This is a genomic window from Streptomyces sp. NPDC060027 (assembly GCF_042737005.1).
GTDB lineage: Bacteria > Actinomycetota > Actinomycetes > Streptomycetales > Streptomycetaceae > Streptomyces.
This window is the reverse complement of record NZ_JBHWVI010000076.1, coordinates 1-20,157: the sequence shown is the minus strand read 5'-3', so window position 1 is coordinate 20,157 and position 20,157 is coordinate 1. Positions and strand designations below refer to the sequence as shown.

At 69.2% G+C, this 20,157-nt stretch carries 17 protein-coding genes, 1 pseudogene and 1 riboswitch; of the genes and pseudogenes, 5 read left to right on the top strand and 13 right to left on the bottom strand.

Annotation, left to right across the window (positions count from 1 at the left end; translation table 11 throughout):
• Window positions 1-23: 23 nt before the first annotated feature.
• From ACFWBT_RS20240 to ACFWBT_RS20215, 6 genes are all read right to left on the bottom strand, one after another.
• A complete protein-coding gene (locus ACFWBT_RS20240; RefSeq protein ID WP_385702121.1) occupies window positions 24-1,385 on the bottom strand; it encodes an aminotransferase class V-fold PLP-dependent enzyme in 1,362 nt (453 codons plus the stop codon).
• Window positions 1,386-1,574: 189 nt separating this feature from the next.
• Window positions 1,575-1,691, bottom strand: a riboswitch (SAM riboswitch).
• Window positions 1,692-1,776: 85 nt separating this feature from the next.
• Window positions 1,777-2,841, bottom strand: coding sequence for an anthranilate phosphoribosyltransferase (gene trpD, locus ACFWBT_RS20235; protein WP_385702119.1), 1,065 nt, complete (start codon window positions 2,839-2,841; stop codon window positions 1,777-1,779).
• Between the two features lie 138 nt (window positions 2,842-2,979).
• Complete coding sequence (locus ACFWBT_RS20230; protein WP_385702116.1) at window positions 2,980-4,620, bottom strand: cytochrome bc complex cytochrome b subunit; 1,641 nt, start codon at window positions 4,618-4,620, stop codon at window positions 2,980-2,982.
• Window positions 4,617-5,693: a Rieske 2Fe-2S domain-containing protein gene (locus tag ACFWBT_RS20225; RefSeq protein ID WP_385702114.1), complete on the bottom strand. Its 1,077-nt coding sequence runs from the start codon at window positions 5,691-5,693 to the stop codon at window positions 4,617-4,619. The genes ACFWBT_RS20230 and ACFWBT_RS20225 overlap by 4 nt, the downstream gene beginning before the upstream one ends.
• A complete protein-coding gene (locus ACFWBT_RS20220) occupies window positions 5,690-6,499 on the bottom strand; it encodes a c-type cytochrome (protein ID WP_385702112.1) in 810 nt (269 codons plus the stop codon). Before ACFWBT_RS20220 ends, ACFWBT_RS20225 begins: the two co-directional genes overlap by 4 nt.
• 62 nt (window positions 6,500-6,561) lie before the next feature.
• Window positions 6,562-7,182, bottom strand: coding sequence for a heme-copper oxidase subunit III (locus ACFWBT_RS20215; protein ID WP_266757863.1), 621 nt, complete (start codon window positions 7,180-7,182; stop codon window positions 6,562-6,564).
• 202 nt (window positions 7,183-7,384) lie between these two features.
• Between ACFWBT_RS20215 and ACFWBT_RS20210 the strand changes: the two genes are divergently transcribed.
• Window positions 7,385-7,786 carry a hypothetical protein gene (locus ACFWBT_RS20210; RefSeq protein WP_356471082.1) on the top strand — a complete coding sequence of 134 codons (402 nt, stop codon included), beginning with the start codon at window positions 7,385-7,387 and terminating at the stop codon, window positions 7,784-7,786.
• 28 nt (window positions 7,787-7,814) lie between these two features.
• On the opposite strand, the gene ACFWBT_RS20205 is transcribed toward ACFWBT_RS20210, so the two are convergent.
• From ACFWBT_RS20205 to coxB, 4 genes are all read right to left on the bottom strand, one after another.
• Complete coding sequence (locus tag ACFWBT_RS20205; protein WP_385702109.1) at window positions 7,815-9,086, bottom strand: Ig-like domain-containing protein; 1,272 nt, start codon at window positions 9,084-9,086, stop codon at window positions 7,815-7,817.
• 130 nt (window positions 9,087-9,216) lie between these two features.
• Window positions 9,217-9,615 (bottom strand): cytochrome c oxidase subunit 4, encoded by a 399-nt coding sequence (locus tag ACFWBT_RS20200; RefSeq protein WP_356471086.1) that lies wholly within the window; start codon window positions 9,613-9,615, stop codon window positions 9,217-9,219.
• A complete protein-coding gene (gene ctaD, locus ACFWBT_RS20195) occupies window positions 9,612-11,345 on the bottom strand; it encodes a cytochrome c oxidase subunit I (RefSeq protein ID WP_385702107.1) in 1,734 nt (577 codons plus the stop codon). The genes ACFWBT_RS20200 and ctaD overlap by 4 nt, the downstream gene beginning before the upstream one ends.
• Window positions 11,342-12,340, bottom strand: a complete 999-nt coding sequence (coxB, locus tag ACFWBT_RS20190; RefSeq protein WP_385702105.1) for a cytochrome c oxidase subunit II — start codon at window positions 12,338-12,340, stop codon at window positions 11,342-11,344. Before coxB ends, ctaD begins: the two co-directional genes overlap by 4 nt.
• 269 nt (window positions 12,341-12,609) lie before the next feature.
• On the opposite strand from coxB, the gene ACFWBT_RS20185 reads away from it, so the two are divergent.
• A complete protein-coding gene (locus ACFWBT_RS20185; protein WP_385702102.1) occupies window positions 12,610-13,992 on the top strand; it encodes a cysteine desulfurase/sulfurtransferase TusA family protein in 1,383 nt (460 codons plus the stop codon).
• 93 nt (window positions 13,993-14,085) lie between these two features.
• Here the strand turns inward: ACFWBT_RS20185 and ACFWBT_RS20180 are convergent, their stop codons facing one another.
• Window positions 14,086-15,060 carry a carbohydrate kinase family protein gene (locus tag ACFWBT_RS20180; protein ID WP_385702100.1) on the bottom strand — a complete coding sequence of 325 codons (975 nt, stop codon included), beginning with the start codon at window positions 15,058-15,060 and terminating at the stop codon, window positions 14,086-14,088.
• Window positions 15,061-15,195: 135 nt separating this feature from the next.
• Between ACFWBT_RS20180 and ACFWBT_RS20175 the strand changes: the two genes are divergently transcribed.
• Window positions 15,196-15,417, top strand: coding sequence for a hypothetical protein (locus ACFWBT_RS20175; RefSeq protein WP_266757870.1), 222 nt, complete (start codon window positions 15,196-15,198; stop codon window positions 15,415-15,417).
• 215 nt (window positions 15,418-15,632) lie between these two features.
• The gene (locus ACFWBT_RS20170; RefSeq protein WP_385702098.1) at window positions 15,633-17,891 is read left to right on the top strand and encodes a hypothetical protein; all 2,259 of its coding nucleotides are present in this window, start codon (window positions 15,633-15,635) and stop codon (window positions 17,889-17,891) included.
• 180 nt (window positions 17,892-18,071) lie between these two features.
• On the opposite strand, the gene ACFWBT_RS20165 is transcribed toward ACFWBT_RS20170, so the two are convergent.
• Window positions 18,072-18,428 (bottom strand): iron-sulfur cluster assembly accessory protein, encoded by a 357-nt coding sequence (locus ACFWBT_RS20165; protein ID WP_385702096.1) that lies wholly within the window; start codon window positions 18,426-18,428, stop codon window positions 18,072-18,074.
• Window positions 18,429-18,765: 337 nt separating this feature from the next.
• Between ACFWBT_RS20165 and nadA the strand changes: the two genes are divergently transcribed.
• Window positions 18,766-19,950, top strand: a complete 1,185-nt coding sequence (nadA, locus tag ACFWBT_RS20160) for a quinolinate synthase NadA (RefSeq protein WP_385702093.1) — start codon at window positions 18,766-18,768, stop codon at window positions 19,948-19,950.
• Window positions 19,951-20,062: 112 nt separating this feature from the next.
• On the opposite strand, the pseudogene ACFWBT_RS20155 reads toward nadA, so the two are convergent.
• Window positions 20,063-20,157 (bottom strand): annotated as a pseudogene (locus ACFWBT_RS20155) (chitinase); the annotation flags it as partial.

Below are 20,157 nucleotides of genomic sequence, written 5' to 3'. Positions count from 1 at the left end.
TCCGGGCGGGACCCGCGCGGGCGTCAGACGGCCGGGACGCAGCGGCCGTCCTCGGTGCGGTACCGCCACCGCGCGCCGTCCCGGACGAGCTCGCGCACCGCGCGGACGAAACGCTCCACGTGCTCGTCGGGGGTACCGGCGCCGAAGCTGACGCGGATGGCGTTGAGGGACTTCTCCCCGGGGGCCGCCTCGGGGGCGCCGCACTCCCCCTGGGTCTCCGGGTCGCTGCCGAGCAGCGTGCGGACCAGCGGGTGGGCGCAGAAGAGGCCGTCGCGGACGCCGATGCCGTACTCGGCGGAGAGCGCGGCCGCGAAGTGCGAGCTGTTCCAGCCCTCGACGACGAAGGAGATGACGCCGACCCGCGGGGCGTCGTCGCCGAAGAGGGAGAGGACCCGGACCTCGGGGACCTCGGCGAGGCCCGCGCGGACGGTACGGATCAGGTGCTGCTCACGGGCGACGAGGGTGTCGAAGCCCTCCTCGGTGAGCGCCTTGCAGGCCGACGCGATCGAGTAGGCGCCGATGACGTTCGGCGAGCCCGCCTCGTGCCGGGCGGCGCTGTCGTGCCACTCCACGTCCACGCCGCCGTCCGCGCGCCGGGAGACCTTGCGGCTGGCGCCGCCGCCCGCGAGGTACGGCTCGGCCTCGCGCAGCCAGTCGGAACGGCCCGCGAGGACACCGGAGCCGAAGGGCGCGTACAGCTTGTGCCCGGAGAAGGCGACCCAGTCGACGTCGAGGTCCTGGACCGACACCGGGTGGTGCGGGGCGAGCTGCGCGGCGTCGAGGACGATCCGGGCGCCGTGGGCGTGCGCGGCGGCGGCCAGCTCACGCACCGGCCACAGCTCCCCGGTGACGTTCGAGGCGCCGGTGACACAGACCAGGGCCGGTCCCTGGGGGTCACGGCCGGCGAGTGCGCGCTCCAGGGTGGCGACGGCCTCGCCCGGGGTGCGCGGGGCGTTCAGGTAGGTCACCCGGGCGTCGCGCCAGGGCAGCAGCGAGGCGTGGTGCTCGGTCTCGAAGACGAAGACCTGGCAGTCGGCCGGGAGCGCGGCGGCGAGCAGGTTGAGCGAGTCGGTGGTGGAGCGGGTGAAGACCACCTGGTCCCCGGCGCGGCAGTCGAGGAACTCCTCGACGGTCCTGCGGGCGTTCTCGAAGAGATCGGTGGACAGCTGCGAGAGGTAGCCGGCGCCCCGGTGGACGCTGCCGTAGTACGGCGCGTACGCGGCCACGTCGTCCCACACCCGCTGGAGGGCGGGCGCGCTGGCGGCGTAGTCGAGGGCGGCGTAGCTGACCTCGCCGCCGGTGACGAGGGGGACGCTGACATCCCGGCCCAGAACGGCCAGAGGGGCACAAACGGTCCGGTCGGCGGCAGCGGTGGAGACAGACATGGCGAGCTCCTGTGAGAGGCAGGCGGGATCGCTGCGCGAGCCGGCCGCCCGGAGGCAGGGCTCAGCGCAGGGAAGGGTGAAAAGGGTGCGCGGAGGTGGGGCTCGACGCCCTATCGCATTCGCTTGCTCACAGAAGGCTCCCTCGAACGACCAGGACCCCTGGTTGCATCCACTCGGAAGAGCGGGAGGGGTCCGCGCTTGCCGTAGGCCTCGCTGCCTACGACCTGGTCTTCACCCGGGGCACCCCGCCACGGACGGAGGGTTGCCGGACAGTCGGCCGGGGCCTCATGACTGTCACTCATGACCTGATACAGCATCTTGCCAGAAGATCTTCGACGCGCAAGGCGCAGTCCGGATCGTGGACTGCGCCCCGCGTCGCCTCGCCCGGGGATCAGGCGTTGCTGGCGGCCACCCACCGGTCGAGGGTGCGCTTCGCGGCCCCGGAGTCGATCGCCTCGGCCGCCTTCGCCATTCCGGCGCGGAGCTGGTCCGCGAGCGGAGCGCCGGTCGGCGACAGGGCCACCAGGGCCGCCGCCGAGTTCAGCAGGACCGCGTCCCGTACGGGCCCGGTCTCGCCGTCCAGCAGGCGCCGGGCGACCTCGGCGTTGTACGAGGCGTCGGCGCCGCGCAGGGCCTCCACCGGGACGATGTCGAGCCCGACGTCGCGCGGGTCGAAGCGCTCCTCGGTGACCGAGCCGTCACGGACCACCCAGACGTGGGAGCCCGCGGTGGTGGTCAGTTCGTCGAGGCCGTCGTCGCCGCGGAAGACCAGCGAGGAGTTGCCGCGCTCGGCGAACACGCCCGCCACGATCGGCGCCATCCGTGCATCGGCGACGCCGACCGCCTGGGCTTTCACCCGCGCCGGGTTGGTCAACGGTCCGAGCACGTTGAAGGTGGTCCGGATGCCCAACTGGCCGCGGGCCGCCGCCACATGACGCAGCGCCGGGTGGAACTTGACCGCGAAGCAGAAGGTGATCCCGGCCACCTCGGCCACCTCGGCGACCCGGCTCACCGGCAGTTGGAGATTGACGCCGAGCTTCTCCAGGACGTCCGACGCCCCGGAGGCGGAGGACGCGGCCCGGTTGCCGTGCTTGACGACCTTGGCGCCGGTGCCGGCCACCACGATCGAGGACATCGTGGAGATGTTGACGGTCTTCGCGCCGTCGCCGCCCGTACCGACGATGTCGACGGTGCGCCCGGGCACCTCGATCACATTGGCGTGCTCGTACATCGCCCGGACGAGTCCGGAGATCTCCTGGACGGTCTCGCCCTTGGCCCGCAGGGCCACCACGAACCCGGCGATCTGCGCGTCGGTCGCCTCGCCGCGCATGATGCGGTCCATCGCCCAGGCGGTGTCGTCCGCGCTCTGGTCGCGGCCTTCGAGCAGGCCGTTCAGTACCTGGGGCCAGGAACGGACCGCCGCGGTGTCGCCTCCAGCGGGGTTCACAGCGCTCATGGTCGCTCCTGGGTTCGTAGGTGACGCGAAGGGACTCACCCCTTGCGCGGGGTGAGTCCACCCTATCCAGCCCGCGGGACGGCAAAGAGCCCCGTCCATCGCCTGGACGGGGCTCTCGCCGTGGCGAACTACCGGGGATCAGTGGTGGCCGTGGCCGCTCGTGATCTCCTTGTACTCCTCGACGGTGGGCTTGGGGATCTGGTTGTCCTCCCCGTAGAAGCCCTCGCTCATCTTGGCGCGCAGCTTCTGCGTGCCCGAGACCTTGCGCTCGACACCGTTCTCGTCGACCGTCGGGCCGATCTCGGCCGGCTTGTACTGCTCGTGCGCGGTGAGCGTGTGCAGTGCGTCCTGGCTGAGCGGCTCGTGGACCTCGATGAACTCACCGTGCGGCAGGCGCTTGATGATGCCCGACTCGCGGCCGTGCAGCACCTTGTCCCGGTCCCGGCGCTGGAGGCCGAGGCAGATCCGCTTGGTGGCGATGAACGTGAGCACCGGCACGACGAAGAACGCGATCCGGACGAACCAGGTGATCGAGTTGATCGACAGGTGGAAGTGCGTGGCCCAGATGTCGTTGCCGCCACCGACGAGCAGGACGAAGTACCAGCTGATCCAGGCGGCACCGAACGCGGTCCGGGTCGGGACGTTGCGCGGGCGGTCCAGGATGTGGTGCTCGCGCTTGTCGCCGGTGACCCAGGACTCGATGAACGGGTAGACCGCGATCGCGACCAGGACCAGCGGGAAGATCACCAGCGGGATGAACACACCCAGGACGAGCGTGTGACCCCAGAGGTTGATCTCCCAGCCCGGCATGACACGGATCAGGCCCTCGGAGAAGCCCATGTACCAGTCGGGCTGGGCGCCCGTGGACACCATGTCCGGACGGTACGGACCCATCGCCCAGATCGGGTTGATGGAGGCGATCGCCGCGATGGCCGCGATGACACCGAAGACCAGGAAGAAGAAGCCTCCGGCCTTGGCCATGTAGACCGGCAGCAGCGGCATGCCGACGACGTTGTTGTTCGTCTTGCCGGGGCCCGCGAACTGCGTGTGCTTGTGGTAGAAGACCAGGATCAGGTGGCCCACCACCAGGCCGAGCATGATGCCCGGCAGCAGCAGCACGTGCACCGAGTAGAAGCGCGCGACGAAGTCGCCGCCCGGGAACTCGCCGCCGAACAGGAAGAACGACAGGTACGTGCCCACGATCGGCACGGACAGGACCGCGCCCTCCATGAAGCGGACACCGGTGCCGGAGAGCAGGTCGTCCGGGAGCGAGTAACCGGTGAAGCCGGTGAACATGCCGAGGACGAACAGCAGGAATCCGAAGACCCAGTTGACCTCACGCGGCTTGCGGAACGCACCCGTGAAGAACACGCGCATCATGTGCACGAACATGCCGGCGAGGAAGATCAGCGCCGCCCAGTGGTGGATCTGCCGGATCAGCAGACCACCGCGCACATCGAAGGAGATGTGCATGGTCGAGTTGAACGCCTCGGACATCAGCTGGCCCTGCAGCGGGACGTAGCTGCCGTGGTACTCCACCTCGTTCATCGACGGGTGGAAGAACAGCGTCAGGTACACACCCGTGAGGATGATGATGATGAAGCTGTACAGGCAGATCTCACCCAGCATGAACGACCAGTGGTCGGGGAAGATCTTGCGCATGTTGGACTTGGCCAGGGAGTAGATCCCCAGACGGCCGTCGGCCCAGTCGGCCACCCGCTCACCGGCGGGCGCCTTCTCGCGCGAGGAGCGCGAGCCGGAGGTGGTGGTAGTGCTCATCCGCGCTCCCAGAATGCAGGACCGACGGGCTCTTCGAAGTCGCTGAGCGCCTCGAGGTAGCCCTCGTCGTTCACACCGATGCGCAGCTGCGGCAGGGCGTGACCGGCCGGGCCGAAGATGACTCGGGCACCGTCGGAGAGGTCGAAGGTGGACTGGTGGCACGGGCACAGGGCGTGGTGCGTCTGCTGCTCGTACAGGGAGATCGGGCAACCGACGTGGGTGCAGATCTTCGAGTAGGCCACGATGCCGTCGTAGGACCACTCGAGTTCCTGCTTGTCCTTGATGTTGTCCGGCTGGAGCCGGATGATCATCAGGGCCGCCTTGGCGATCTCCTTCTGGAAGTCCTCGTCGTGCTCCTCCAGGCCCTCGGGCTTGGCGAAGGTGAGCGAACCGACGGCCACGTCCGAGGGACGCAGCGGCTCGTTCGTGTTCATGTTGACGAGGAGCTTGCCCTTGGACCACAGCGTGTGGCGCAGCTTCGTGCCCGGCAGCGGACCGAGGTCGCGCAGCAGCATGACGCCGGAGAGCGGGAACAGGGCCAGCGCGCCGAACATCGTGTTGCGGATCAGCTTGCGGCGGCCGAGCGCGGACTCCTTGGCACCGGCCTTGAAGTCGGCCATGACCTTGGCCTTGACCTCGGGCTCCGCCTCGATCGGGTGACGCTCGTCGGCGATCTCCACGTCGGACATCAGGGTGCGGGCCCAGTGGACCGCGCCCGCGCCGATCGCGAACAGCGCCACACCGAGCGTCATGCCCAGCGCGAAGTTCAGCGCGCTGATGTGCCCGAGCGGAAAGACGAAGACCGACTTGTCGTTCGGGATCGCCACGTACGAGGCGATGAAGCCGACGGTGGCCAGCATCGACAGCACGAACAGCATGGCGACAAGGCGTTCGGACCGCTTGGCGGCCCGCTCGTCGATGTCCTGGATGCGGTGCTCATGGGGCGGAAGCCCCGGGTCCGCGAACGGGTTCTGCTCGTCCGCGACGGCTACCGAGCCACGACCGTGCTCGGCGTGGTCGTCGGTGGCCCGCTCAGCGGGCACGTTCTCTTCTGGAATGTCTTGGCTACTCATGACTTCTTGGCCTTTGCGGTCCGAGCGGCGACCCAGACGGCGACGGCGACCAGGGTTCCGAGACCGAAGACCCAGCCGAACAGGCCCTCGCTGACCGGCCCGAGGCCGCCCAGCTCGAGACCGCCGGGGCTCTCGGTGTCGTCACCGTTGACCGCGTCGAGGTACGCGATGATGTCCTGCTTGTTCTTCTCCGTCAGCGTGGTGTCGGGGAAGGACGGCATGTTCTGCGGGCCCGTCTGCATGGCCTCGTAGATGTGCTTCGGGTCGACACCCTCCAGGCTCGGCGCGTACTTGCCGTGCGTCAGGGCGCCGCCCTTGCCGGTGAAGTTGTGGCACTGGGCGCAGTTGGTGCGGAAGAGTTCGCCACCCTCGGCGATGTCCGCGCCCTCGGGGCTGACCTGGCTCTTCGTCGGGATCGTGGGACCCGCGCCGAGCGAGGCGATGAAGGCCGCGAGCTGGTCGATCTCGGCCTGCGAGTAGATGACCTTCTTCTTCGGGATCTGCGCGCCCGGCTGCTGGGCCGGCATACGGCCGGTGCCGACCTGGAAGTCGACCGCCGCGGCGCCCACACCCACCAGGCTCGGCCCGTCGGTGGTGCCCTGACCGCCGGCTCCGTGGCAGCTTGCGCAGCCAACGGCGTACAGCTTCTTGCCCTCGGTGATGCCGAGGGACTGGGCGGTTTCATCGGCCTGTGCCTTGCCCGCGGGTGCGAACGCGGCGTACAGCCCCCCGGTGGCCGCCAGCGCGAGGAGTAGGACGACGACCGCCGCCAGCGGATGGCGTCGTCGTGCGGAGAGCTTTTTCACGGATTACCCCGGTGTCAGGATCTTCTGCGTCGGTGCTTCTGGATGTTCGGGCGTGGGCCCGATTACTTGATCAGGTAGATCGTGGCGAAAAGGCCGATCCAGACGACATCGACGAAGTGCCAGTAGTAGGACACGACGATGGCGGCGGTTGCCTGCTCGTGAGTGAATCTCCGAGCCGCGTAGGTGCGAGCGAGGACCAGCAGGAAGGCGATCAGGCCGCCCGTCACATGCAGTCCGTGGAAGCCGGTGGTCAGGTAGAACACCGAGCCGTACGGGTCGGAGGAGAGCGAGAGCCCGTCCTTCGTGACCAGTTCGGTGTACTCGAAGACCTGACCGCCGATGAAGATCGCACCCATGATGAAGGTGACGATGAACCACATCCGGAGCTTCTTCACGTCCCCGCGCTCGGCGGCGAAGACGCCGAGCTGGCAGGTCAGGGAGGAGAGCACCAGGATCGTGGTGTTCGTCGCCGAGAACGGAAGGTTCAGGCTGGACGCCATTTCCTTCCAGTGATCCGGCCCGGTCACCGATCGCAGGGTGAAGTACATCGCGAAGAGGGCCGCGAAGAACATCAGCTCGGAACTCAGCCAGATGATGGTTCCGACGCTGGTGAGGTTCGGCCGATTGACCGACGGGTGCGCGTGCCCGGTTTCTACTGTCGTTGCTGTCGCCACGACCGACATTATGTCGGTCGCTTATCCCGCCCTCACCCCGGGGGGTGCCGTTCGGAGTGTTGATGGGGTGTGTCCAGCCCGTATGGCCCATCGAAGCCGTGTCCGAACCGGTGCTGACGAGGCGTTCAAGGGAGTAGCATCCGCGCATCGGGCAGGGATGGATCAGCCCGATGGCTCGATGTCCGTACGACGCTGACGTCTCGGAGGAAGAATGCAGCCGACCGCCACGGTGCTGGTCTACAGCGACGACTCCAACACCCGCGCACAGGTGCGGCTCGCCACCGGGCGCAGGCCCGCCCCGGACGTTCCCGTCGTCGAGTTCATCGAGTGCGCGACACCGGCGGCCGTCATCAAGGAGCTGGACAGGGGCGGCATCGACGTCTGCGTGCTGGACGGCGAGGCGGTGCCCATGGGCGGCATGGGGGTGTGCCGGCAGATCAAGGACGAGATCTTCAACTGCCCGCCCGCGCTGGTGCTCATCGCCCGCCCTCAGGACGCCTGGCTGGCCACCTGGAGCCGTGCCGACGCCGCGGTGACCCTGCCGGTCGACCCGGTGGAGTTCGCCGCCTCGCTGGCCTCTCTGCTGCGTCGCAAGAACCTTCTGAGCGCCTGAGGACCCACGCCCCGCGAGGGGCGCGGCCTCACACACTCTCGGGGCGCAGCCTCGCGCGCTGGGCCGGGCTCGGAGCGTCCGGGGACCCGGCCACCAGAGCGCTGCCCTCGCGCCAGTTCTTCCAGCCGAGGTTCCAGTCGCCGAAGCCGTTGCCGAACGGGTCCATCGTCTTGCCGTCGGAGTTGACGACCTTGACGATGTCGCCCTCGTTGAAGGTGTCGAAGAACCACTCGGCGTTGCCGGTGCTCATGCCGGTGCAGCCGTGGCTGACGTTGGCGTACCCCTGGGAGCCGGTCGACCAGGGCGCGGCGTGCACGTACTCGCCGCTCCAGGTGACCCTCGTCGCGTAGTAGACGGGCAGGTCGTAGGAGTCCGAACTGCCCTCCGCGATACCGATGCTGGTCCCGCGCATCCGTACGAAGTACTCCTTGCCCAGTACGACCTTGACGCCGTTGCGGGTGTCGAAGCCGGGCTTGCCGGTGGTGACGGGGATCTCCTTGATCACCTCGTCGTTGCGGTAGACCTTCATGGAGTGCGTGGCGGCGTCGGTCAGCGCGATCAGGCGGTCGCCCGTGGTGATCTTCACAGTCTTGGCGTTGCCGCCCCACAGACGCTCGCCGATCCTGACGCCGGCGAGGTTGCTGTGCGCCGTGATGGTGGCGTGGGTGGGCCAGTACTCCTTGGGGCGGTAGTGCAGCATCTTGTCGTCCACCCAGTGCCAGGTGCCGGTCACCGCGGGGGTGGAGTCGACCCTGAGGGCGCGCTCGACGACCTTGCGGGCCGCCTTGTCCTTGACGGGGGCGCTGAGTTCGGCCGTGATGGGCTGGCCGACGCCGTACTTGCCCGCCTTGGGGCCGAACGCGACGTTCAACAGCTTCTTGGTCTTCGGCGTGCTGGTGTCGAAGCCGATGACCTTGCGGCCGGGGGCGCCGTCCTCGTCCTCGGTGCTCACGCGCACCGTGTAGTGGGCGCCTGCGGCCAGGGGCGAAGTGCTGTGCCAGCGGCTGCCGTCGGCGGCCAGCTCGCCCGCGACATAGCGTCCTGAGGCGTCCGTGGCGGTCACGTCGGTGATGCGCCCGTCGTCACTCTCGGAGGTGATTTCCAGGGGCTTGTCGGGGTCGACCTTGCCGGACTTCTCGCTGTCTCCGGTGGGACCCTTGAACGAGATCTCTTCCGCCGCGTCGTACGGCTTCGCCGAGAGCGGGTGGCCGTCGGAGCCGCAGGCGGTGGTGCCCGCGCCGAGGGCGACCACCAGCGCGGTGCAGCTGACGACCGTGCGGATTCGCGGTGAGTGGTTCATGAGCCCACGCTATGAACGCTCGTCAAGCACGGCGCGCCGAGTGAGCCGAGTGAGGGACAAATGTCGTGGCAAACGAGGGAGCCCGGACTCTCCTGACGGAGTGTCCGGGCTCCCGGGCGTTCAGCGCGTGCTACTGGGTGCGGTTCTCACCGTGGTAGTACTCGAAGACCCAGCCCCACAGGCCGAGCATGATGAGCGGGGCCGAGAAGTAGAGCAGCCACCAGCCGAAGACGACGCCCATGAAGGCGAGCGCGCCACCGACGCCGAGCGAGAGCGGCTGCCAGCTGTGCGGGCTGAAGAAGCCCACTTCGCCGGCCTCGTCCGCGACGTCGGCCTCCTTGTTGTCCTGCGCCAGCTGGTCGACACGCCGGGCCGTGAAGGCCAGGTAGTAGCCGATCATGATGCTGAGGCCGAAGCCCATGAAGAGGGCCGTGGTGCCGGCCGGCTCCTTGGACCACACGCCGTAGACGATCCCCATGATGAGGATGAACACGGCCAGCCAGATGAACATCTTGCCTTGGACCTTCACTTGCCGGCCTCCTTGCCACCAGCGAGGGACGCCGAACCGTGACCGGCGTTCTCGAGCTGGTCGAGAGCGGCGATCTCCGGGTGGTGCAGGTCGAACGCCGGGGATTCACTGCGGATCCGCGGCAGGGTGAGGAAGTTGTGCCGCGGCGGCGGGCACGAGGTCGCCCACTCCAGCGAGCGGCCGTAACCCCACGGGTCGTCGACCTCGACCTTCTTGCCGTACTTGGCCGTCTTCCACACGTTGTAGAGGAACGGCAGGATCGACAGGCCGAGCAGGAACGAGCTGATCGTCGAGATCGTGTTCAGCGCGGTGAAGCCGTCGGCCGCGAGGTAGTCCGCGTAACGACGCGGCATGCCCTCGGCACCCAGCCAGTGCTGCACCAGGAACGTGCCGTGGAAGCCCACGAACAGCGTCCAGAAGGTGATCTTGCCGAGACGCTCGTCGAGCATCTTGCCCGTCATCTTCGGCCACCAGAAGTGGAAGCCGGAGAACATCGCGAACACCACGGTGCCGAAGACCACGTAGTGGAAGTGCGCCACCACGAAGTAGGAGTCGGACACGTGGAAGTCCATCGGGGGCGAGGCCAGGATGACGCCGGTCAGACCACCGAAGGTGAAGGTGATGAGGAAGCCGACGGCCCAGAGCATCGGTGTCTCGAAGGACAGCGAGCCCTTCCACATCGTTCCGATCCAGTTGAAGAACTTCACACCGGTCGGTACGGCGATGAGGAACGTCATGAAGGAGAAGAACGGGAGCAGCACGCCACCGGTGACGTACATGTGGTGCGCCCACACGGTCACGGACAGACCGGCGATCGCGATGGTCGCGCCGATCAGGCCCATGTAGCCGAACATCGGCTTGCGCGAGAACACCGGGATGACCTCGGAGATGATTCCGAAGAACGGCAGCGCGATGATGTACACCTCTGGATGGCCGAAGAACCAGAAGAGGTGTTGCCAGAGCAGGGCCCCGCCGTTGGCTGGGTCGAACACATGCGCACCGAATTTTCGGTCCGCCTCCAGCGCGAACAGCGCCGCCGCGAGGACGGGGAAGGCCAGCAGCACCAGGACCGCGGTGAGCAGGACGTTCCAGACGAAGATCGGCATGCGGAACATCGTCATGCCGGGAGCGCGCATGCAGATGATCGTGGTGATGAAGTTGACCGCGCCGAGGATGGTGCCGAAGCCGGAGAAGGCCAGACCCATGATCCACATGTCGGCGCCGATGCCCGGCGAGCGGACGGCGTCCGACAGCGGGCTGTAGGCGAACCAGCCGAAGTCGGCCGCACCCTGCGGGGTGAGGAAGCCGCCCACGGCGATCGTGGAACCGAAGAGGTACAGCCAGTAGGCGAACATGTTCAGCCGCGGGAACGCCACGTCGGGCGCGCCGATCTGCAGCGGCATGATCCAGTTCGTGAAACCGGCGAACAGCGGCGTCGCGAACATCAGCAGCATGATCGTGCCGTGCATCGTGAACGCCTGGTTGAACTGCTCGTTCGACATGATCTGCAGTCCGGGACGCGCCAGCTCGGCACGCATGAGCAGCGCCATGACGCCACCGATGCAGAAGAACACGAACGACGTCACCAGATACAGCGTGCCGATCGTCTTGTGGTCAGTGGTGGTGAGCCACTTGATCACTACGCTGCCGGGCTGCTTGCGCCGTACCGGCAGCTCGTTCTCGTACGAGTCTTCGGCGGCGGCACCCTGGGGTTCATTGAGGATGCTCACAGGTTGTTCGTCTCCCGGTTCTTCTCGTGGCCCGTCTGCTCAATGCCGGCCGGGACGTAACCGGTCTGTCCCTTCGCCGCGAGTTCCTTGAGGTGGGCCTCGTAGCGCTCGGGGGAGACGACCTTCACGTTGAAGAGCATCCGGGAGTGGTCGACGCCGCACAGTTCGGCGCACTTGCCCAGGAAAGTGCCCTCACGGTTGGGGGTCACCTGGAAGGAGTTGGTGTGGCCCGGGATGACGTCCTGCTTCATCAGGAACGGCACCACCCAGAAGGAGTGGATGACGTCACGCGAAGTGAGGACGAAGCGGACCGTCTTGCCCTTCGGGAGCCAGAGGGTCGGACCGGGGTTGCCCGTCTGCGGGTTCTTCGTACCGGGGGTACCGACGTCGTAGACACCGCCGGCGTTCGCCGGGAAATCAGCCTTGAACCGGTCCGGAATGGCGGCCAGGTTCGGGTCCGTCTTGGCGTTCCCGGAGGAACCGGGGACGTCCGCGACGTAGTTGAAGCCCCAGCTCCACTGGAAGCCCACCACGTTGACCGTGACGTCGGGCTTCGGCTTGAGGCTGAGGAGCTTCGTCTCATCACGGGCGGTGAAGTAGAACAGCACCGAGACGATGATGAGCGGGACCACCGTGTACAGCGCCTCGATGGGCATGTTGTACCGGGTCTGCGGAGGAACTTCGACCTTGGTCCGGCTGCGCCGGTGGAAGACGACGCTCCACAGGATCAGGCCCCAGACCAGCACGCCCGTGGCGAGCGCGGCCGCCCACGAGCCCTGCCAGAGGGAGAGGATCCGCGGAGCCTCCTCCGTGACCGGGGTGGGCATACCAAGGCGGGGGAAGTCTTCCCAGTTGTACGAGCAACCAGTGGCTGTCGCCAGGACCAGGCCCGCAGTCATTGCCTGCAGCAGCTTCCGCCGCATCGGGCGCCGCGGCGTGGGGGTACCGCCCGCGCCCCCCAGGGCGTGGGGGAGGTCGGAGCCGTTGGGACTCACGTAGCGCCTTCCCGAGAGTCTCGCCCGCGCTGTTGGCTGCGGCCTTCTCGCTGGTCGGTCGCCGCCCTGCGTCGGGCAGGGGTTTGGATGTTTATGCGGACCAAACCCTACTGGACGCTATTTGGGGTCGCGCGGGGAGGGTGCCCAACGCGCCGCCCGACTCCCCGAAGGAGTGCTGTTTCGCCTGGAAGGCACTCTCAGGACTCCTGGAATGCCCCAGTCCGGATGGCTTCTGACGCCCCCTCCGGAGCACGGGCTAGCGTGGTGGCGTGTCCTACTTCGACGCCGCGTCCGCGGCTCCGCTGCACCCCGTCGCCCGACAGGCCCTGCAGGCCTCGCTCGATGAGGGGTGGGCCGATCCCGCCCGCCTGTACCGGGAGGGCCGCCGGGCCCGGCTGCTCCTCGACGCGGCCCGCGAGGCGGCGGCCGACGCGGTGGGCTGCCGCCCCGACGAACTGGCTTTCACCACCTCCGGCACCCGGGCGGTGCACTCCGGGACCGAGGGCGCCCTGGCGGGCCGGCGGCGGGTCGGACGCCACCTGATCGTGTCAGCCGTCGAACATTCGTCGGTGCTCCATTCGGCCGACGCCCACGAGGCGTCCGGCGGCGCGGTGACCCAGGTTCAGGTGGACCGCGCGGGCAGGGTGTCCCCTGCTTCCTACGCGGCGGCCCTGCGCCCCGACACCGCGCTGGCCTGCCTTCAGTCCGCCAACCACGAGGTGGGCACCGAGCAACCGGTGGCCGAGGTAGCACAGATGTGCCGGGAGGCGGGGGTGCCGCTGCTGGTGGACGCGGCGCAGTCGCTGGGCTGGGGGCGGGTGGAGGGCGACTGGTCCCTGCTGACGGCAAGCGCCCACAAATGGGGCGGCCCTTCGGGCGTCGGGCTGCTCGTCGTACGCAAGGGGGTCCGGTTCGCGCCCCAAGGGCCCGCGGACGAGCGGGAGTCGGGGCGGGCGGCCGGGTTCGAGAACATCCCGGCGATCGTGGCGGCGGCGGCCTCCCTGCGAGCCGTCCGCGCGGAGGCGGCCGGGGAGGCGGTACGGCTGCGCGAGCTGACGGAGCGGATCCGCGCACGGGTGCCCGCGCTGGTTCCGGATGTCGAGGTGGTCGGCGACGCGGTCCGGCGGCTCCCGGGGATCGTCACCTTCTCCTGCCTCTACGTCGACGGGGAGGCCCTGCTCCACGAACTGGACCGGAGCGGCTTCTCCGTCTCCTCGGGCTCGTCCTGCACGAGCAGCACCCTCACCCCCAGCCATGTCCTGAAGGCCATGGGCGTCCTGAGCGAGGGCAACGTGCGGGTGTCGCTTCCGCCCGGCACCCCGGAGGAGGACGTCGACCGCTTCCTGTCGGTCCTCCCGGGCGCGGTGTCGGGGGTCCGCGAGAGGCTGGGCGTCACGGAGACGGCGCCGAAGACCCCCGCCTCCGTCGACTCGCTGGTGGTCGACGCGCTGGGCAGGAGGTGCCCGATCCCCGTCATCGAACTGGCCAAGGTCATCGGGGACGTGCCGGTCGGCGGCACGGTCCGGGTCCTCTCCGACGACGAGGCGGCCCGCCTCGACATCCCGGCATGGTGCGAGATGCGGGGCCAGGAGTACGTCGGCGAGGAAGCGGCGGACCACGGCTCGGCCTATGTGGTCCGCCGGCTGTCCTAGGACGTGCCCCGGTCCCGGAGGCCGGGCCGGGACCTCGACCCGGGCGAGGCGGACTCCCGCCTCCGCCCGGGCGTGCCGGGCCCGGATCTTCCCCTAGGAGAGGTGGGCCCGGACCTCGGCGGCGGCGTCATGGCCGTACGCCTTGGTGAAGCGGTCCATGAAGTGGGCGCGGCGCAGCTGGTACTCCTGGGTGCCGACCGTCTCGATGACGAGGGTGGCGAGCATGCAGCCGACCTGGGCGGCGCGCTGCAGGGAGACGCCCCAGGCGAGACCGGAGAGGAAGCCGGCGCGGAACGCGTCACCGACGCCCGTCGGGTCCGCCTTGAGCTCCTCCTCGGGGCAGCCGACCTCGATCGGGTCCTCGCCGGAGCGCTCGATACGGACACCGCGCGAGCCCAGGGTGGTCACCCGGTGGCCGACCTTGGAGAGGATCTCCTCGTCGCTCCAGCCGGTCTTGGACTCGATGAGTCCCTTCTCGTACTCGTTCGAGAAGAGGTACGTCGCCCCGTCCAGCAGTATCCGGATCTCGTCGCCGTTCATGCGAGCGATCTGCTGCGAGAAGTCGGCGGCGAACGGGATCGCGCGCGAGCGGCACTCCTCGGTGTGGCGGAGCATCCCCTCGGGGTCGTCCGCGCCGATCAGGACGAGGTCGAGACCGCCGACCCGGTCCGCGACGGCCTTGAGCTCGATGAGGCGGGCCTCGCTCATGGCGCCCGTGTAGAAGGAGCCGATCTGGTTGTGGTCGGCGTCCGTGGTGCACACGAAGCGCGCGGTGTGCAGCACCTCGGAGATCCGGACGGAGTCGGTATCGACGCCGTGCCGGTCCAGCCAGGCGCGGTATTCGTCGAAGTCGGAGCCTGCCGCCCCGACCAGGATCGGACGGGTACCGAGCTGGCCCATGCCGAACGCGATGTTCGCGCCGACCCCTCCCCGGCGGACGTCGAGGTTGTCGACCAGGAAGGAGAGGGAGACCGTGTGCAGCTGATCCGCGACCAGCTGGTCGGCGAATCGGCCGGGGAAGGTCATGAGGTGGTCGGTGGCGATGGAGCCGGTGACTGCGATACGCACGGCTAGGACACGCTCCTGCGAGGGGAGGGGGATTGACAGTTAACGCTACCGGGTCCGCGGACGCCTTCTGAAGCGGCCAAAACTACCCGATAGTAGATCTTTCTTCGTGACGGCAACGGTGCATACGGTTCCGGTATGACGAACCTCAAGGTCCATGACACCGCTCCGCTCGGCCCGGTCAGCGACCTGGAAGGCGATATGGCGTCGCTGCGCGGCGACTGCGCCCGGATGGCCGGCCACTGGTCGGCTCCCGCACCGGTCTCTTCCCTCCCCGTCTCCCCCTCACTCATCCACGGGGTGACCGTTCCGCCCACCTCCGCACGACTGCTGGACGCGATGTCCGACTACGGCGACTGATCGGCCACGGCCCGCACGGTGCCGCCGTACGGGTGAGAGTCCGGCGGCGCCGAACGGGTGAGGGTGAGTGCGGAGAGCGCCCGCAGGGAACCGTGCGCTCCCCCGCTGCGTCCCATCGCTGTCCCCCGTAAAGGGGATGCGGTATACGACCCTGGAGAGCCCGTCATTGGCAGGGCCGGGTCATGGGACAGCAGTGGAGCCGAAGGAGCGATGCGGTGAGCACCGAGCGACCCGACAACGACGCGACCGATCCCGTCGAGGGTCACGCCCAGGGTCCCGTCGAGGGCGCCACCGAGCGCGCCGTCGAGGGCCCCGACGCGGGTCCCACCGAGGGTGCCGTCGAGAATCCCGTCGATGATCCCACCGAGGCGCCCGCCGAAGGTTCCGCCGAGGACCCCGGCGAGGCCGCCGCCGACGAGGCCACCGTTGCCGAACCCACCGGGGACACCGCCGGGCGTCCCGCCGAAGCTCGGGCCGGGGGCGCGACCGAGGGGCGCGCAGAGGGCGCGGCCGGAGGGCCCACCGAGGGCGCGGCCACGAGTCGTGACGAGGACACCGTCGACGGTCACGCCCAGGAGCCCGTCGAAGACGCGGCCGAACAGCGATCCGAGGGGCCCACCGAAGGCACTTCAGAAGGTCACGCCGAGAGGCCCGGCGAAGGCAGCGGCGCAGGTCCTGCCGACGGCACCGGCGAAGGTCACGCCGAAGGACACACCAAGACGCCCGTCGAAGGCACCGGCGCAGGTCACGCCGAGAAGCCCGTCGAAGGCAGCGGCGAGAGTCCTGCCGACGGCGGCGTCGAACATCACGCCGAAGGGCACACCAAGACGCCCGTCGAAGGCAGCGGCGCAGGTCACGCCGAGAGGCCCGGCGAAGGTGTCGCCGAGGGGGCTGTTGGAGGGGTTGTCGCACGGCACGCCCCGGGGCCCGTCGAGGACATCGGTGAAGGTCCCCTTTCGGGGATCGTCGTGGGTGCCGGGGCGGGTGGGGGGCGGCGGCGGAACACGCCGGCGGTCGTCGCCTCGGTCGTCGCCGCGGTGCTGCTCGTCGGAGGCGGCGGGGCGTACTTCGCCGCGACCGCGTCCGGCGGTGGCCGTTCCGGTACGCCCGGCGGAGACGCCACTCCCCCGCCGCTCGCCCTCGACGGCTACTCGGAGAGCACCACGAGCACAGGGTCCACGGGCGGCACCGCCGGCATCGCGCCCGGCGAGCCCAACCCCTACGGCGCGACCTACCGCGCCGACGGCGAACTCCCCGCGGGACCGGGCTCGGCGCGCGTCCACTGGGCCGAGGGCCGGGTGACCGGGGCCGAGGTGGCCCGGCTCGCGAAGGCCCTGCGCCTCTCGGGCACCCCACGGCTGGCCGGGGACACCTGGACGGTCGGCTCCGTCAAGGACGGCGCCGAGCCGAACCTGCGGGTGAACGCGGACGCGCCGGGGACCTGGACCTTCAGCTCCTACATCCCGGGGACCGACAACTGCCCCGACGGCAAGCTGTGCCGGCCCGTCGGCTCCGGCTCTCTGACCCAGTTCTCACCGGACCCGGTGAGCGAGGCGGCGGCCAGGAAGGCGGCGGCGCCCGTGCTGAAGGCCGTCGGCCAGGACGACGCGAAGCTGGACGCGAGCCAGCTCATGGACCGGGTGCGGGTGGTGAACGCCGACCCGATGGTGGGCGGACTTCCCACGTACGGATGGGCGACCGGGCTCCGGATCGACGTGAACGGTCATGTCATCGGCGGCAGCGGCCAGTTGAAGGTGCCGGTGGCAGGAAACACCTACCCGGTCGTCGGCGCGCAGAAGACGCTGGACCTGATGAACGGGTCGGCGTCGGCGTCGGGCGACGGGCGCATGGGCATCGGCGGCTGCGCCAGCCCCGTACCGCTGAAGGACCGGGACGAGATGCCGTGCGAGCACCCGACCCCGGCGCCGAAGCCGGAGGCGGTGACCGTCGAGAAGGCCACCTTCGGACTGGCGGCGCACCGCGCGAACGGGCGGCAGGCCCTCGTGCCGTCCTGGCTGTTCGAGGTGCGGTCGCCGGGCTCCGAGGACACCTACACCGTGACGCATCCGGCGGTCGACCCGAAGTTCCTGGCCTCGACGGCACCGTCGGCGCAGCCGACCCCGGTGCCGACCGCGCCGCAGGACGAGCCGTCCTCGCCGGCGGCCACCCGTGACGTGGACATCCAGGGCTACACCGCGGAGGGCAAGGACCTGACGGTCGGCTTCACCGGCGGGGTGTGCGCCGACTACACGGTGTCGGCGAGCGAGAGCTCCGGCGAGGTGACCGTGACCGTGACGGAGAAGCCCTGGAAGGACAAGGTCTGCATCCTGATCGCCAAGGTCTACGCGAAGACGGTGCACCTGGAGAAGCCGCTCGACGGCCGGAAGGTCGTGGGGACGAACGGCCGGGCGATCCACGAGGGCAGGATCACGATGCCCGAGGCGTCCGGAGCGACGTCCGCGGGGCCCCGGTAACGGCCGTCCCGGTCCCGGATACGCGAAGGCGGCGTCCCCGTCGGAGGGGGACGCCGCCTTCGTCCGTACTCGGCGCGTGCGTGCGCGTTCGGCCGGAGCCGTGAGCCGCGGGCTCGGCTCAGTGGCAATCGGGCCGGCCGAACCGGGCCCGGTACATCTCGGGCCCCGCCGGTCCCGGACCTAGCTGAAGGAGTCGCCGCAGGCGCAGGAGCCCGTCGCGTTCGGGTTGTCGATCGTGAAGCCCTGCTTCTCGATGGTGTCCACGAAGTCGATCGAGGCGCCGCCCAGGTACGGGGCGCTCATGCGGTCGGTGACGACCTTCACACCGTCGAAGTCCTTCAGGACATCGCCGTCGAGCGAGCGCTCGTCGAAGAACAGCTGGTACCGCAGGCCGGAGCAGCCGCCGGGCTGAACGGCGACGCGCAGTGCCAGATCCTCGCGGCCTTCCTGGTCGAGCAGGGCCTTGACCTTGGCCGCGGCGGCGTCGGACAGCATGATGCCGTCGCTCACGGTGGTGGTCTCGTCCGATACGGACATCTGCTTCTCTCCCGGGTTGTACGGAGACTGCTTGCCGACGGTTGCAACCGGCGGGGCCGCGGATTCATTCCGGGCCGAGCTCATGTCTTTGCCTTCTCTCTTCATGCTCGCACATGCGCCTCCGCACGAACACCGGCCTGTGGACAACCCCACGGACACCCGGGTGTCACCCGCCGGAGAGGCGACCGGGATTCACGTCACATGGACGCTATGGCCATCGTCAACGTGACGTGAAGCGGTTATGATAGATAGCGTCAATTCGACGAAAAGGCATCGTTCCGCCGGGCCCGCTCCCATACGAGCCCGGCGAGCCGCAGAAACAGAAAGGGTGCGTGTCGTGACCACCGCCCAGACCCAGGAGCTCGACGTACAGCCGACGCCCCTCGCCCTGCTGCTGCTCGGCCGCGAGGCCGACCCGAGGAGCGAGCGGGGTGTCGAGTGCCCCGGCGACCTGCCCTCGCCGTCCGACCCGGACCTGGTCGAGCGCGCCCGTGCGGCCAAGGAGAAGCTCGGCGACAAGGTCTTCGTGCTCGGCCACCACTACCAGCGCGACGAGGTCATCCAGTTCGCGGACGTCACGGGCGACTCCTTCAAGCTGGCCCGGGACGCGGCGGCCCGTCCGGAAGCCGAGTACATCGTCTTCTGCGGTGTGCACTTCATGGCCGAGTCGGCCGACATCCTCACGGGCGACGCCCAGAAGGTCGTCCTGCCGGACCTCGCCGCGGGCTGCTCGATGGCCGACATGGCCACCGCCGAGCAGGTCGCCGAGTGCTGGGACGTGCTGACCGAGGCCGGCATAGCCGACCGGGTCGTGCCCGTCTCGTACATGAACTCGTCCGCGGACATCAAGGCCTTCACCGGCAAGCACGGCGGCACGATCTGCACGTCGTCGAACGCCCAGCGCGCCCTGGAGTGGGCCTTCGAGCAGGGTTCGCAGGTGCTGTTCCTGCCCGACCAGCACCTCGGCCGCAACACCGCCGTCCGCGACCTGGGCATGTCCCTGGACGACTGCGTGCTCTACAACCCCCACAAGCCGAACGGCGGGCTGACCGCGGAGCAGCTGCGCGACGCGAAGATGATCCTGTGGCGCGGCCACTGCTCGGTGCACGGCCGCTTCAGCGTGGACTCGGTGAACGACGTGCGCGAGCGGATCCCCGGCGTCAACGTCCTCGTGCACCCCGAGTGCAAGCACGAGGTCGTCGCGGCGGCGGACTACGTCGGCTCCACGGAGTACATCATCAAGGCCCTGGAGGCCGCCCCGGCCGGTTCCAAGTGGGCGATCGGCACGGAGCTGAACCTCGTACGCCGCCTCGCGAACCGTTTCGCGCCCGAGGGCAAGGAGATCGTCTTCCTCGACAAGACGGTCTGCTTCTGCTCGACGATGAACCGCATCGACCTGCCGCACCTGGTGTGGACCCTGGAGTCCCTCGCCGAGGGCAACCTCGTCAACCGCATCGAGGTCGACAAGGAGACCGAGGCGTTCGCGAAGCTGGCGCTGGAGCGGATGCTGGCGCTGCCGTAGACCGCGCGTCACGCGGCGCCGCCTCCGGCCCGGAGGCAACACGTCGCCGCGGTCCTGGATCACGGCAAGGGGCGCTCCTCGGACACGAGGGGCGCCCCTTGCCGATGAGCCGTCAGCAGTAGAGGTTGGCTCCCGGTGTGACGCCGAGGATCGAGGTGAAGCGCTGGTAGGCGTCCACGCGGCTCTGGACCTGTGCGGGGTTCCTGC

Bases quoted from the DNA above. Each gene is read 5' to 3' on its own strand.
- ACFWBT_RS20240 (WP_385702121.1), bottom strand. From the start codon at position 1,385: ATGTCTGTCTCCACCGCTGCCGCCGACCGGACCGTTTGTGCCCCTCTG.
- trpD (WP_385702119.1), bottom strand. From the start codon at position 2,841: ATGAGCGCTGTGAACCCCGCTGGAGGCGACACCGCGGCGGTCCGTTCC.
- ACFWBT_RS20230 (WP_385702116.1), bottom strand. From the start codon at position 4,620: ATGAGCACTACCACCACCTCCGGCTCGCGCTCCTCGCGCGAGAAGGCG.
- ACFWBT_RS20225 (WP_385702114.1), bottom strand. From the start codon at position 5,693: ATGAGTAGCCAAGACATTCCAGAAGAGAACGTGCCCGCTGAGCGGGCC.
- ACFWBT_RS20215 (WP_266757863.1), bottom strand. From the start codon at position 7,182: ATGTCGGTCGTGGCGACAGCAACGACAGTAGAAACCGGGCACGCGCAC.
- ACFWBT_RS20210 (WP_356471082.1), top strand. From the start codon at position 7,385: ATGCAGCCGACCGCCACGGTGCTGGTCTACAGCGACGACTCCAACACC.
- ACFWBT_RS20205 (WP_385702109.1), bottom strand. From the start codon at position 9,086: ATGAACCACTCACCGCGAATCCGCACGGTCGTCAGCTGCACCGCGCTG.
- ACFWBT_RS20175 (WP_266757870.1), top strand. From the start codon at position 15,196: ATGACGAACCTCAAGGTCCATGACACCGCTCCGCTCGGCCCGGTCAGC.
- ACFWBT_RS20165 (WP_385702096.1), bottom strand. From the start codon at position 18,428: ATGTCCGTATCGGACGAGACCACCACCGTGAGCGACGGCATCATGCTG.